The 13,491-nt window shown below is 68.6% G+C and carries 11 protein-coding genes; 2 read left to right on the top strand and 9 right to left on the bottom strand.

The features are described from left to right. Positions 1-124 precede the first annotated feature (124 nt). The 5 genes from dacB to D474_RS0116540 all read right to left on the bottom strand — a co-directional run bounded on the left by dacB (position 125) and on the right by D474_RS0116540 (position 7,783). Positions 125-1,765: a D-alanyl-D-alanine carboxypeptidase/D-alanyl-D-alanine endopeptidase gene (gene dacB / locus D474_RS0116560; protein ID WP_026118554.1), complete on the bottom strand. Its 1,641-nt coding sequence runs from the start codon at positions 1,763-1,765 to the stop codon at positions 125-127. Between the two features lie 128 nt (positions 1,766-1,893). Further along, complete coding sequence (locus D474_RS0116555; RefSeq protein WP_017614659.1) at positions 1,894-4,080, bottom strand: ABC transporter ATP-binding protein; 2,187 nt, start codon at positions 4,078-4,080, stop codon at positions 1,894-1,896. Then, positions 4,077-4,994: an ABC transporter permease gene (locus D474_RS0116550; RefSeq protein ID WP_017614658.1), complete on the bottom strand. Its 918-nt coding sequence runs from the start codon at positions 4,992-4,994 to the stop codon at positions 4,077-4,079. Before D474_RS0116550 ends, D474_RS0116555 begins: the two co-directional genes overlap by 4 nt. Continuing rightward, entirely contained in the window at positions 4,987-5,997 is a 1,011-nt protein-coding gene (locus D474_RS0116545; RefSeq protein WP_017614657.1) for an ABC transporter permease, read from the bottom strand. The genes D474_RS0116550 and D474_RS0116545 overlap by 8 nt, the downstream gene beginning before the upstream one ends. Before the next feature lie 88 nt (positions 5,998-6,085). Beyond that, positions 6,086-7,783, bottom strand: coding sequence for an ABC transporter family substrate-binding protein (locus D474_RS0116540; protein ID WP_017614656.1), 1,698 nt, complete (start codon positions 7,781-7,783; stop codon positions 6,086-6,088). 542 nt (positions 7,784-8,325) lie between these two features. Between D474_RS0116540 and D474_RS0116535 the strand changes: the two genes are divergently transcribed. Together D474_RS0116535 and D474_RS0116530 are read left to right on the top strand one after the other, a co-directional pair. Beyond that, a complete protein-coding gene (locus D474_RS0116535; RefSeq protein ID WP_026118553.1) occupies positions 8,326-8,802 on the top strand; it encodes a hypothetical protein in 477 nt (158 codons plus the stop codon). A 123-nt stretch (positions 8,803-8,925) separates the two neighbouring features. After that, on the top strand, positions 8,926-9,546 hold the full coding sequence (locus tag D474_RS0116530; protein WP_017614654.1) for a rhomboid family intramembrane serine protease: 621 nt from the start codon (positions 8,926-8,928) through the stop codon (positions 9,544-9,546). 86 nt (positions 9,547-9,632) lie between these two features. On the opposite strand, the gene D474_RS0116525 is transcribed toward D474_RS0116530, so the two are convergent. From D474_RS0116525 to D474_RS0116510, 4 genes are all read right to left on the bottom strand, one after another. Continuing rightward, a complete protein-coding gene (locus D474_RS0116525; protein WP_017614653.1) occupies positions 9,633-10,562 on the bottom strand; it encodes a glycine betaine ABC transporter substrate-binding protein in 930 nt (309 codons plus the stop codon). A gap of 169 nt (positions 10,563-10,731) precedes the next feature. Further along, complete coding sequence (locus D474_RS0116520; RefSeq protein ID WP_017614652.1) at positions 10,732-11,664, bottom strand: glycine betaine ABC transporter substrate-binding protein; 933 nt, start codon at positions 11,662-11,664, stop codon at positions 10,732-10,734. Between the two features lie 153 nt (positions 11,665-11,817). Beyond that, complete coding sequence (locus D474_RS0116515; protein ID WP_017614651.1) at positions 11,818-12,750, bottom strand: glycine betaine ABC transporter substrate-binding protein; 933 nt, start codon at positions 12,748-12,750, stop codon at positions 11,818-11,820. Positions 12,751-12,802: 52 nt separating this feature from the next. After that, positions 12,803-13,491, bottom strand: a 689-nt coding sequence (locus tag D474_RS0116510; protein WP_017614650.1) for an ABC transporter permease, incomplete at its 5' end; no start/stop codon positions are given.

The following is a 13,491-nucleotide window of genomic DNA, read 5'->3' as shown; positions in this document are numbered from 1 at the left end:
GGACAACCACGGGAACGCCGCCCCGGCCCCCTCATCCGGGAACACGTCGGGCCCCGGATCACCGGAGGGTTTCCGGCCTCCCGGGGCCCGATCGGGTCGTTCCCGCCTCAGCGGGGACCGCCGGTCAGCAGGTGCCCGACCACGAGCACTCGGTCCCACCGCCGGGGGACTCCCCCGCGCGCAGCGGTGCCGTACCGGAGTCGGCCTCGTGGCCCAGGTGCTCGGCCACGGCGATGCCGATGGCGTCCTGCACGTGGGTGGGGGCCGAACCCTCGTGCCCGTTGTTGACGATGCTGAAGACGAGCTCGCCGCCGTCGGGCGCGGGCACGTACCCGGACAGCGCGCTCACCCCGGACAGCGTTCCGGTCTTGGCGGCCAGGACCCCCTCGGCGGCGCTTTCGGTCATTCGCTCGGACAGCGTTCCTCCCACGAACGGGTCCTCGTCCCCGGCCACCGGCAGAGAGGCGCGGAAGTTGTCGGACCATTCGGTGCCGCGGGCCTGGACGAGCAGATCACTCACCGTCGATGCGGTGACGAGGTTGCTGCGCGAGAGCCCGGAACCGTCGTTGAGCTCGAGCCCCGCGGTGTCCACACCGATGTCGTCGAGGACGGACCCGAGCTCGGCGAGCCCGGCCTCCCAACTGCCCTCGCCGGAGGCCTCCCGGCCCATCTCCTTGACGAGCATCTCCGCGTGGGCGTTGTTGCTGAACTTCATGAACGGCACCAGAACCTCGGCCAGTTCGGGCGAGGTGTGACCGGCCAGGTCCAGGGGGTCGTCCCAGTCGCCCGGCAGCTGCCCGTACTGGAGGCCGCCCTGCACTTCGACGCCGTGTTCCTCCAGCGCGACGGCGAACAGGTGCCCGGCCAGGCCGGCGGGCTCGTCGACGGTGCGCAGTTCCTCGACCGGACCGGCGTCAGCGGGCAGGGAGCCCGTGACCTCGATGGTGTTCGTGCCGGTGGGCCGGTCGATCCGGAGAGTGTCCTCACTGCCGGGTGCACCGGTCTCGGCGCTGTTGTCGATCTCGGCGTAACCGTCGGCGGCACCGAGGTCGACCGTGACGGCCTCACCCTCGTCGGCGGGTTCGACGGCGACGGCGGTGACACCGGTGTCGAAGCGGTCCCCGTGGGCGACGGTGAGCGCGGAGATCTGCGCACCGTAGGCGAAGGGTTCGTCCTCCTCCCACCAGTCGTCGACCAGTCGCTGCCCGTCGAAGCGGCTGTCGTCGGCGAGCAGGTCGCCCTCGACGGTCTCGACGCCGGCGTCGGCCACCTCGGCAGCCAGAGTGTCGATGTCGCCCGCGGACAGGGTCGGGTCCCCGCCGCCGACCAGGTGGAGGTCCTCGACCGAGGCCGGGGCACCGTCGCGGTTCTCGGCCACCACCCGGGTCTCGAAGGTGTGGTCGGGGCCGAGGGCCTCCAGGGCCGCAGCGGCGGTGAACATCTTCATGTTGGAGGCGGGCAGCAACGGGGTTCCGGTCTCGTCGCCGTGGAGGACCTCGCCGGTGTCGGGGTCCTCCACGAGCACACCGGAGGTGGCGCCCTCCAGGGCCGGGTCGTCGAGGGCCTCCTCGATGCGTTCGACGAGCTCCTCGGAGCCGGGTCCGGGGACCACGTCGGCGTGGGCCGCGGGGGCTCCGACCGGGGCCAGGGACACCAGGGGGACGGCGGCGAAGGCGGCTGAGGCCAACCACGTACGCTCACGTCGGGGGCGGGGGGTGCGGGACGGGCCGCGGCGTGTGCGGTCCGGTGACGGAACGTGATTCATGTGTCTCCTACCGGTCACCAACGAAGCCACGAAGGTACCGCCGGAACCGGGCGTGCGCCATGCTTGCGCGCCGTTTTGTCCCCGTTTCGAACGCGATGGGCGGTCGCCCGGTTCCGGTCACCCTCCGTTCAGAGGAGCTCGACCACCTCCGAGTAGTGGCAGGCGTCGCGGTGCCCCGATCCGCGTTCCCTCAGTTCGGGAACCTGGTCGACGCACTTGTCCCTCTCGGTCTCCGACAGCTCGTTCGCGAACTTCGGGCACCGCGTCCGGAACCGGCACCCCGATGGCGGTTCGGCCGGGCTCGGAACGTCACCGGTGACCACGATGCGCTCGCGCGTGCGCTCCTTGACCGGGTCCGGGAGCGGGATCGCCGAGATGAGCGCCTGTGTGTACGGGTGCGCGGGCGCCTCGAACAGCTGCTCCGTCGTGGCGGTCTCCACGATCTTGCCGAGGTACATCACGGCCACCCGGTCGGCGATGTGCTTGACGACCGACAGGTCGTGCGAGACGAACAGGTACGACAGCCCCAGCTCCTCCTGGAGGTCCTCCAACAGGTTGATCACACCCGCCTGGATCGACACGTCCAGGGCCGAGACCGGCTCGTCCAGCACCAGCACCTTCGGGTTGAGGGAGAGCGCCCGGGCCACCCCGATCCGCTGGCGCTGCCCGCCGGAGAACTCGTGCGGGTACCGGGACCCGTGCTCGGGGTTGAGCCCGACCAGCTCCAGCAGCTCCTTGACCCGCTTCTTCGCGTCCCCGTTGCGGGTGCGGTGGATCAGCATCGGCTCGGCGATGATGTCGGCCACCGTCATCCGCGGGTCCAGCGACGCGAACGGGTCCTGGAACACGATCTGCAGGTCGCGGCGGAGCGGCCGCATCTGCTTGTCCGACAGCCCCTGCAGCGGCTTGCCCAGGTAACTGACACCGCCCGAGGTCAATCGCACGAGGTTGAGCAGCATGCGCGCGGTCGTGGACTTGCCGCACCCGGACTCCCCCACCAGTGCGAGGGTCTCGCGTTCGCGCAGCTCCAGGGAGACCCCGGAGACCGCCTGGACGTCGCCGACCTTGCGCTTGAGCAGGCCCTTGGACCGGATCGGGAAGTTCTTCACCAGGTCCTCGGCCCGCAGCAGCACCTCGGGTTCCGGTTCCGGACCGCCGGCGCTCGGGGCCCCCTCGGCGGCCCGGGCGACCTGTGCCTCCACCCCGTCGAGCTCCTCCACCGTCTCCACGCCCTCGGTGTCCGCGGCCGTGGCCCGGAAGAGGTCCTCGGGCCGGGTCTCGGCGCGCAGCTCGTCGCTGAAGTGGCAGGCCGCGACGTGGGCGACGGAGTCGCCCGGCTGTGCGGGCACCCGGTCGCCGCCGTCGAGGGTGCGCAGCAGCACCGGTTCCTCTTCGTGGCACTGCTCCCGCGCCATGGGACAGCGGGGCGCGAACGTGCACCCCTGCGGCATGGCCACCAGGGAGGGCGGGGTGCCGAGGATCGGGGTGAGCCGCTCGGCGCGTTCCTCGTCCAACCGGGGCAGGGAACCCAGCAGGCCGAGTGCGTAGGGCATGCGCGGCCGGTAGAAGACCTCCTCCACCGGCCCGGACTCCACGATGCGCCCGCCGTACATGACGGCGACCCGTTCGACCTGGCCGGCGACCACACCCAGGTCGTGGGTGATGAGAACCAGAGCCGCACCCGTCTCCCGGCGCGCGGACTGCAGGGCCTCCAGCACCTGCGCCTGAACGGTCACGTCCAGCGCGGTGGTGGGCTCGTCGGCGATGATGACGTCCGGGTCGTTGGCCATCGCGATCGCGATCACCACACGCTGGCGCATTCCGCCGGAGAGCTCGTGCGGGTACTGGCGCAGCCGCTGGTCCGGCGAGGGGATGCCCACGATCTCGAGCAGCTCGCGCGCGCGTTCCCACGCCTTCTGCTTGCCGACGGCGTTGTGCGCGAGCACCGCCTCGGCGATCTGGTACCCGATCGTGTAGACGGGGTTGAGGGAGGTCAGCGGGTCCTGGAAGATCATCGCGATCTTCTGCCCGCGCACCTCGCTGATGGCCTTGTCGGGCAGCCCGAGGATCTCCTCGCCCATGAGCCGGACAGAGCCCTCGACCTTCGCGTTCTTGGGCAGCAGGCCCATGACCGCCATGGAGGTCACCGACTTGCCCGACCCGGACTCCCCCACGATGCCCAGGGCCTCCCCCCGGCGCAGGGTGTAGGAGACCCCGCGGACCGCGGGCAGGGGCCCGTCGTCGGAGGGGAAGGTGACGCTGAGCGCGTCGACCTCGAGGGCCGTGTCCGTGGTGATGGTGTTCTCTGTCGTCATCGCCGCACCCTGGTCTGTTTCGGATCGAGCGCGTCCCGGAGGCCGTCGCCGATGAAGTTGATCGTCAGGCAGATCAGCACCAGCAGCACACCCGGCGGGTAGAAGGTCCACGGCCGGGTGGAGACCGCCGTGCGGGCCTCACCGATCATCTGGCCGAGTGAGATGTCGGGCAGCTGGATCCCGAACTGGAGGAAGGACAGCCCCGCCTCCATGAGGATCGCGATCGCCACGAGCAGTGTCGCGGCGACGATGATCGGGCCCGCCGCGTTGGGCAGCAGGTGGCGGATGATGATCCACGGGGCGGATGCGCCGGAGGCCTTGGCCGCCTCGACGAACTCCTGTTCCCGCAGGGACAGCACGACGCCCCGCACCACACGGGCGATCTGCGCCCACGAGAAGAGCGCGATGATGACCGCGATGGTGGCCCAGGTGGTGCCTCCGCTGGTGTTGCCGGACAACGCGGCGACCGCGACGAGCGGCGGGACGATGAGGAACACGTCCACGACCCGCATCATGATCGCGTCGGTCCGTCCGCCGAAGTAGCCGGCTGTGGCGCCCCACAGGGAGCCGAACGCGGTGGCCGACAGCGAGACGGTCAGGGCGACCTTGAGGGTCTGCTGGGCGCCGCGCATGAGCTGGCCGAGCACGTCGTGGCCGGCCGAGGACGTGCCGAGCGGGTGATCGCCGCCGGGCGGCTGGTTGCTGAGGATCTCCGTGGAGACCGTGTGGTCCCACTTCCAGATCAGCGGCCCGATGAACGCGAACCCTGTGATGACCGCCAGCAGGAAGAGGCTGATCATCGCGGGACGGTGCCGGACGAACCGGATCACGATCGTCTGGAGCTGGGTGCGGTCGGCCGCCGACCGCTGCGCGGCCCTGCCGGGCGAGGTGGTGGGCGTGCCGTTGTCACTCATAGCGGATCCTCGGGTCGAGCACGCCGTACAGGAGGTCGGCGATGAGGTTGGCCAGGATGACCAGGACGCCGCTCAGCAACAGCCATCCCATCAGCGCGTAGGAGTCGTTGTTCTCCACGGCGGTGATGAAGAAGTCGCCGAGACCGCGCCACTGGAAGACCGTCTCAGTCAGGATCGCGCCGTCGATGATGCCGGCGACGCCCAACGCGAACACGGTGGTCAGCGGGATCAGCGCGGTCCGCAGTGCGTGGCGGCGGATCACCGTCTTGTTCCGCAGACCCTTGGCCCGGGCCAGCCGCACGTAGTCGCTGTTGAGGACCTCCAGCATCGACGTGCGCTGGTACCTGCTCCATTGGGCGAAGCTCGTCAGCATGAGCACGATGGTGGGCAGGGCCATGTGGGCGAACGCGTTGGCGAACTGGTCCCAGGGGGGTTGGCCCTCGGCGTCGTACCGGCCGTCGCCGATGGTGTTGAAGACCTGTCCGCCGACGAGCTGGTTGAGCTCCACGCCGGAGGCCTGGACGATGCCGGCGAGCCAGAAGGTCGGCATGGCCAGGCAGAGGAAACCGATGAAGGTCAGGGTGTAGTCGAGCTTGGAGTACTGCCGCATGGCGCTGACGCAGCCGGCGATGATCGCCAGGCCCAGCGCGAGCATCATCGCGATGCCGACGAGGCGCAGGGTGGTCCAGAGCCGTTCGGCGATGGCGGGGCCGATCTCGTACTGCTGGCCCTGCGTCGAGGGGCCGAACTCCCCCTGGAGCAGGCCGATGTCGCCGTTTCCACCGATACCGGTGATCCAGAGCCAGTAGCGCTCAGGGCTAGACCGGTCCAGGTAGAGGCGTTCGGTCTCCTGCTGGATGACCTCCTCCGTGGGAGCCGGGGTCGCCATCCTCAGCTCGGCGAGGGGGTCTCCGGAGACGTCGATCATCACGAACGTGAGAAGGGATGCGAGGACGAGGACGGGTATCGCGCCCAGGATCCGCCGCACCGTGTAAACGAGCATGGGTGTGATCCTTCGGGGTGACGAGGACCGGCCCGGCCCAGGCGGGGGTGTTCCTGGGCCGGGCCGCGTGGAACCTGGCGGACAGGGCCTACTGGTCGGCCAGGGCCCACTCACCGATGTTGTACGTGGCGCGGTAGCTGGAGTTCAGGTTGTCGTGCACGTTCTCCAGTTGCTCGTCGACGAAGAAGTAGTTCGGCTCCGCCATGATCGGCATCACGTAGGCGTCCGGGACGAGGATCTCCATGGCCCGGTTGGCGTTGTCGGCGGCTTCGTCGAGGTCGGTCGCGTTGGTGACCTCCTCGGTCAGCTCGTCGACCTCCTCGTTCTCGTAGTTGCCGTAGTTGCTGCCGCTCCCGGAGTGCCAGTACTGCTCGGGGTTGGTGGCGAACCAGGGGGAACCGGACCAGCCGTACTGGATGATGTCGTAGTCGGCCTCGGAGGTCATGGCGCCGAGGTCGTCGGTCATCTCGATGTTGGCGGTGATACCGATCTCGGCGAGCTGGCTCTGGATCAGCTGGACCGACGTGTTGCGCACGTCGGTGTCGGTGCTGCGCAGGCGGAACGGACCGATGTCCTCGCCGTCGAGGGTGAGCTGGTCGCCCTCGAGCTCGTACCCGGCCTCATCGAGGATCTCCCGGGCGGCCTCGATGTCGCCGGTTCCCTGGGTCTCGCCCTCGTAGTGGTCGACGTAGTACTCGCTGTCGCTCGCGAACATGTGGTTGTTCTTCAGCTCGTACTCGGGGAACCCGGCGCCGAAGTTGCGGTTGGCGATGTCGTCGCGGTCGATCGCGGTGAAGATCGCCCGGCGCAGTTCGACGTCGTCGAACTCCTCGACCCCCATGTTGAAGTCGACGTGCTCCCAGGTCTCGCCCTCGTCGATGTCGGTGACGGCGTTGTCGGTCTCCTCCATCTGGGTGAAGACGTCCTCGTTGTAGTCGGCCGGGCTGCCGCCGTCGATCTCGCCGTTGACGAAGGCGTTGTGGAAGGTGCCCTCGTCGTCGTTGAACTGCATCGTGATGCGGTCCAGGCCGGGCTCGTCACCCCACCACTCGGGGTTGGGCTCCTTGATGACCTCGTTCTCGAGGTCGCCCTCCACGATCTGGAAGGGGCCGCCTGACCACTCGGGCATGGTGGAGTGCAGCCACTCGTAGTACTCGCCGAGCTCGTCCGGGTCGTCGATGTCCCAGCCGTTCTCCTCGGCCAGATGTGCGGGCAGGAAACCACCGGAGGTGCTGTGGGCGTCGAAGGTGCTCTCCCACTCGGGGTCGGCGAGGCCCTCCTTCAACCGAACGGTGGCGGTCTGACCGTCGGTCTCGATCTCCTCGATCTTGTCCTCGCTCATACCGCCGCGGCTGTCGCAGCCGTTGCAGTGCTCCTCGCCCGGCGTGGCCGCCATCATCCAGGTGGCACGCAGGTCCTCACCGCTCATCGGGGTGCCGTCGCTCCACACGGCGTCCTCGTTGAAGGTGAACTGCCACTCGAACGGGCCCTCGTCGGGGTCGTCGTTGAGGAGTTCGGGTTCCTCGGCGAGCACGTCCATGTTGAACTCGTACTCGCCCTCGGGGTTCCACTGCCCCGTGAACGGGATGGTCCCGGACAGCATCTGGACGTTGTAGACACTGCCGCCGGCGAGGCTGATGCTCTGCCAGGCGCCCGGGAGACTGTTGATCACCCAGGTGACCTCGTCGGGTCCGCTGTCGCCGCCCTCACCGGAGCAGCCGCTCGCGACCAGCACGGCCGACGAGGCGGCCGCGGCCAGCGCCAGCGTTTTCCTGCGTTTGTGCATTGGAGACACCCTTGATCCGTGAGACGAGCCGTGCTCGCGGCGAGGGCGCTGCTTCTGCACCCCGCCGAACTTAGGCGATTAGTCGCATACAACACCATTCAGCGAAATGTCTGTATAGCCCCAATGCCGGTTTCGTGACCCATCCGCAACCCGCCCGCGGTTCTCGGGGCGCGGATGTCGACACACACCCTCGGACCCGCATCCACAACAGCGTTTACGCAGGCCAACAGGGAATCGATCACCGCACCCGACCGGATTCGGCCAACGCGGGAAAACCCTTCTCCGGACCCTTGCGTAAACAGCGCTGACTTTTTCTCGACCGGCCTTTTCTCACGGAACAACGCCGAATAGTGACACAGGGAAAACCAGACATAAGCCCCACAAGGGCATTTAGTTCACACGGGCAGCGCCGGGGCCGGCGACCGCAATCGAGCGTCCTGGATGTCCGAAACCCGGGATGCCGTACCGCCCGAGCCGATAGGATCGCGACAGGACCCCCGCTGCCGCCCCCGCTCAGCGCCCCACCGAGAGAGGCTTGTGTCGTGCCCGAGACAGTCCGCATGGTCTGCCCTGTCGGCCGCAAACACGTGGAGCTGTGGTCCGGTTACACCATGCTCGTACTCGCGGTGGTCACGACCGTGCTCGCCCCCGCACACTGGGCGAGCATCGTGCTCGCCGCCCTCCTCGTCGCCATCGGCTGCGCCCTGGCCGTGCACGGCCACCGCATCAACGCACCCGTGCTCGAGTTCGACGAGCAGGAGTTCCGCTACACGCTCGGCCGGTACACCGTCAGCCTCGACCCCGAGCAGATCGGCTCCTACCACGTGCTCCCCGGGCGCATCCGCTCTCTCGGCCTGTGCGACACCACCGGGCGCCCCATGCGCTTCCCGTCGCTGCGCAACCGGCGCACCGCCCGCTCACACCTGCCACTCACCGGCATGACCGACCCGGGCCGGGTGGAGATGTTCATGGCCGCCGCCGGGATCCCGCCGCGCGACCGCTCCCTCACCCGGGGCTGAGGAAGCCCCCGGGCTGTCGGAACAGAACGCTCATCCCGGGCTTTCCCCAACACATCGGCCCATCGCGCCACACACACCCCATGGGCATGCTCGACCCGAGTCGCGTGTTCTACCCTCGATGGCGTGAAGGAGTCCAGAATCACCGCCATCCTGACCGTGGCCGGCATGCTCGCGGCCATGTGGGTGTTCGAGCTGATCGACAGCTTCCTGATGTTCGGTCACCTCGACCGCGCCTTCGGCCTGCGCGCCTGGGACCTCGACTCACCCTGGACCGTGTTCACGGCGCCGTTCATGCACGGGAACCTGGAACACCTCATCGGCAACTCGCTGCCGTTCCTGGTCCTGGGCTCGCTCGTCGCCTTCAGCGGGCTGGGTCGGTTCCTGCTGACCACTCTCATCATCATCGTGGTCAGCGGCGTGGGCGTATGGCTGTTCAGCACCCCTTACAGCCTCACCGTCGGGGCCAGCGGCCTCGTCTTCGGCTACTTCGGCTACACGGTCCTGCGCGGAGTCATCGAACGCAAGACGGTCGACATCGTCATCATGATCTGCGTCGTCCTCTTCTACGGGACGATGATCTGGGGCGTACTGCCCCAGTACCCGGGGGTCTCCTGGCAGGCCCACCTGTTCGGGTTCATCGGCGGCCTCGTGGCCGCCTACGCCCTGCCCCGGCGCGATGCCCGCCGGGCGCAGATCAACCCCGGGCACGAGGGCGGCGCCCAGGGGCGCTACTACGGCATCTGACCCGAGGCCGGCCCTTGCACGACGACGCGGGCCGTCTCCCACCCGGGAGGCGGCCCGCGTTCTTGTGCAGGCTCGGACGACCGGCGTCAGAACTCCAGGCCCTCGGCGTCCTCACCCAGGGTGAGCTCCAGAAAATCGGGGTTCTGGCGGAGCCACTCGCGCGCACCCTCCTTCGGGTCGTCTTCGTACTCGACCAGGGTGAGGCCGGCGAGGTCGGCGAGCTCGGCGTCACTCATGTCCCACTCGTCGATCCAGCCGGTCAGGGCCGGGTAGTCCTCCCGGAAGCCCTCGCGGCCCACGGCGTGCAGGTCCTCGGCCTCGCCCATGTAGGCGGCGGGGTCCTCGAGGTCCTTCAGGTCGTGCTGGGAGTAGGCGGAGTGCGGGCGCCACAGCGTGACGACGACGGGTTCCTCCTCGGCGATCGCGGAGGACAGCTCGGCCTGCATCGCGGCGTCGGAGGAGGTGACCAGCTCGAAGTCGTCCTCCAGGCCGTAACCCGGCATCGCTTCTTCCTCGGTCACACGGGTCAGACCGGCACCCGGGTCGATGCCCACGATCCGGTTCCCGAACTCGTCGGCGTGGTCGACCAGGTCCGGGATCTCGTCGACGTCCTCCATGTAGGAGGGGACCGTCAACGTCAGGACCGCGTTGTCGTACCAGACACCGAGGCTCTCGAGGCTCTCGCCATAGTCCTCCCAGTACTCCTCGTGGGTCACCGGAAGCCAGACACCAAGGTAGGCGTCGATGTCTCCGTTCTCCAGGCCCTGGAACGCGGGGGCCACGTCGATCTCCGTGATGTCGACGTCGTAGCCCTTCTCCTCCAGGATCACCGCCCACATCGAGGTCACGGCGATGCTGTCGTCCCAGGCGATCATCGCGAGATCGATCTCCTGGACGTCCTCGGCGGCCTCGCCGTTCTCGCCGGTGAGGTCCTGGCCGTCGCCGCACGCGGTGAGCAGCAGGGCGCCGCTCATTCCGGCGGCCGCGAGCCCGGTCAGATGTTTGTGGCTGTACATCGTGGGGTTCCTTCCTTAAGGGGATGGCCGTCCGGATGCTCCGTCCGGACGGGGGGATCAGGACCTGTCCGCCGAACGCCGGCCCACCGCGCCGCCCGGCACCGCCCTCGGCGGACGCCCGGCGGCGCGGTGCCCGTCGGAGCGACGGAAGGCGCCCGCCGAACAGCCCCTAGAACTCCAGGTCCTCTGCGTCCTCGCCCAGGGTTTCCTCGAGGAAGCCGGGGTTGTCGCGAAGCCACTCGCGCGCACCCTCGACCGGGTCGTCCTCGTGCTCGTGCACCGTCAGCACCTGCAGCTCGGCGAAGGCGTCGTCCTCGATGTGCGCGTTCTCGAGCCACCCGGCCAGGGCGGGGTACTCCTCGGAGAAGCCGTCGCGCCCGACCGAGTGCATCCCGTCGGGCTCGCCCAGGAGCGTTTCGGGGTCCTCGAGGTCCTTCAGGTCGTGCTGCGCGTAGGCCGGGTGCGGGTGCCACAGGGTCACCACGATCGGTTCCTCCTCCGCGATGGCACCGGCCAGCTCGGCCTGCATCGCGGCGCTGGAGGAGTTCACGAGTTCGAAGTCATCGCCGAGCCCGTACCCGGGGATGACTTCCTCCTGCATCAGTCGGGTCTGGCCCGCGCCCGGGTCGATGCCCACGATCTGGTTGTCGAACAGTTCGGGGTGGTCGAGCAGGTCGGTGATCGAGTCGACCTCGTCGACGTAGTCGGGCACCGCCAGGACCCGGGACGCGTTGTCGTACCAGGGCCCGAGGTTCTCCAGGTCGTCGCCGTGGTCCTCCCAGTACTCCTCGTGCGTGAGCGGGTAGGACATGCCGAGGAACAGGTCGACGTCGCCGTTGGCCAGCCCCTGGAACGCGGGGGCGATGTCGACCTCGGTGATCTCGACGTCGTAACCCTTCTCCTCCAGGACCGCCTCCCACAGCGCGGTGACCGCGATGCCGTCCTCCCAGGGCACGAGCGCGATCTCGATGGACCGGGCGTCCTCACCGCCGCCGTCCTCGCTGCCGGTGAGGTCTTGGCCGTCACCACCGCAGGCGGTGAGCAGCAGAACACCGCTCATACCGGCGGCTGCCAACCCGGTCATGCGCTTACGGCTGTACATCTGGGGTTCCTTATCGTCAGGGGACAGTTCACGGGGGGCGCGGGGGGTGGCAGTGGATTCCGGGGGTCTTCCGGACACAGGAGGACCCGGTTCCCCACGGCCTCTGGCAAGGGGAACCGGGTCCTGTGGATCACATGCGGCGCGGGAGCGGGATCAGAACTCCAGGCCCTCGGCGTCCTCGCCCAGGGTGCGGTCCAGGAACTCCTGGTTGTCCTGCAGCCAGACGCGGGCGCCCTCCTGCGGGTCGTCCTCGTACTCGTCCAGGGTGAGGACCTCGAGCTCGGACAGCTCGTCGTCGCTCATCTCCCATCCCTCGATCCAGCCGGACAGGGACGGGAACTCCTCGCCGAAACCGTCACGTCCCAGGGCGTGGATCTCCTCGGCCTCGCCCATGAGGCCCTCGGGGTCCTCGAGGTCCTTCAGGTCGTGCTCGGCGTAGGCCGGGTGCGGACGCCACAGGGTCACCACGACGGGCTCCTCGTCGGCGATCGCGGCGGCCAGCTCGGCCTGCATCGCGGCACCCGAGGAGGTGACCAGCTCGAAGTCGTCCTCCAGGCCGTAACCCGGCATCGCTTCTTCCTCGGTCACACGGGTCAGACCGGCACCCGGGTCGATGCCGACGATGCGGTTGTCGAGCTCGTCGGCGTGGTCGACCAGGTCCGGGATCTCGTCGACCTCGTCCATGTACTCGGGGACCGTCAGCGTCAGGACCGCGTTGTCGTACCAGACACCGAGGTCCTCGAGGTCGTCGCCGTAGTCCTCCCAGTACTCCTCGTGGGTCACCGGGAGCCAGGTGTCGAGGTACAGGTCCATGTCGCCCTGGGCCAGACCCTGGTAGGCGGGCGCCACGTCGACCTCGGTGATGTTGACGTCGTAACCCTTCTCCTCGAGGATCACCTCCCACATGGCAGTGACCGCGATGGCCTCCTCCCACGCGATCAGCGCGATGTCGATGGACTGGGCGTCCTCGGCAGCCCCGTTGTCGTCACCGGTCAGGTCCTGTCCGTCACCGCCACACGCGGAGAGCATCAGAGCACCTGCCATGCCGGCCGCAGCCGGCCCGATCATGCGCTTACGGCTGTACATCTGGGCATCCTTCCCTCAGGGAATTCGGTTGTGCGGGGCTTGGCGGGGTGGGTCAGGCTGCGGCCCGCGACTGCGGGCCGTTCTTGGTCACTGCCACGGTCAGGCGGTCCAGGAAGATCGCCAGGATCACCACTGCGATACCCGCCTCGAAGCCGAGGGCACCGTCGTTGCGGGTGATGCCCTGGTAGACGTCGCTGCCCAGGCCGCCGGCGCCGACCATGCCGGCGATGACGACCATGGACAGGCCGAGCATGATGACCTGGTTGACACCGGCCATGATGGTCGGGAGAGCCAGCGGGAGCTGGATGCCGGTGAGGATCTTGCGGCTGGACGCGCCGAAGGCCTCACCCGCCTCGACCAGCTCCTTGTCGATCTGGCGGATGCCCAGCTCCGTGAGGCGCACGCCGGGAGGCATCGAGAAGACGATGGTCGCGACGACACCGGGAACAGCCCCGATGGAGAAGAAGAAGATCGCGGGGATCAGGTACACGAACGCCGGCAGGGTCTGCATGAGGTCCAGGACCGGCTTGACGACCTTGCTGACGGTGTCGTTGTAGGCGGCCAGGACACCGATGGGGATCGCGATGACGACGGCGATCGCCGCGGCCACCAGGACGAGCCCGAGGGTGTCCATCGCGTTGTCCCACTGGCTGACCGAAGCGACCAGGGTCAGTGTCAGGAGTGCGAAGAGGCCCATGCGCCAACCGGCCACCGCGAGGGCGAGCAGGCTGAGCAGCAGGA

Origin of the sequence: Nocardiopsis salina YIM 90010 (assembly GCF_000341025.1) — a bacterium.
Lineage (GTDB): Bacteria > Actinomycetota > Actinomycetes > Streptosporangiales > Streptosporangiaceae > Nocardiopsis > Nocardiopsis salina.
Note: the sequence above shows the minus strand (reverse complement) of the source record. Positions and strands in the feature narration are given on the sequence as shown.

Bases quoted from the DNA above. Each gene is read 5' to 3' on its own strand.
- D474_RS0116545 (WP_017614657.1), bottom strand. From the start codon at position 5,997: ATGCTCGTTTACACGGTGCGGCGGATCCTGGGCGCGATACCCGTCCTC.
- D474_RS0116515 (WP_017614651.1), bottom strand. From the start codon at position 12,750: ATGTACAGCCGTAAGCGCATGATCGGGCCGGCTGCGGCCGGCATGGCA.
- D474_RS0116550 (WP_017614658.1), bottom strand. From the start codon at position 4,994: ATGAGTGACAACGGCACGCCCACCACCTCGCCCGGCAGGGCCGCGCAG.
- D474_RS0116540 (WP_017614656.1), bottom strand. From the start codon at position 7,783: ATGCACAAACGCAGGAAAACGCTGGCGCTGGCCGCGGCCGCCTCGTCG.
- D474_RS0116525 (WP_017614653.1), bottom strand. From the start codon at position 10,562: ATGTACAGCCACAAACATCTGACCGGGCTCGCGGCCGCCGGAATGAGC.
- D474_RS0116520 (WP_017614652.1), bottom strand. From the start codon at position 11,664: ATGTACAGCCGTAAGCGCATGACCGGGTTGGCAGCCGCCGGTATGAGC.
- dacB (WP_026118554.1), bottom strand. From the start codon at position 1,765: ATGAATCACGTTCCGTCACCGGACCGCACACGCCGCGGCCCGTCCCGC.
- D474_RS0116555 (WP_017614659.1), bottom strand. From the start codon at position 4,080: ATGACGACAGAGAACACCATCACCACGGACACGGCCCTCGAGGTCGAC.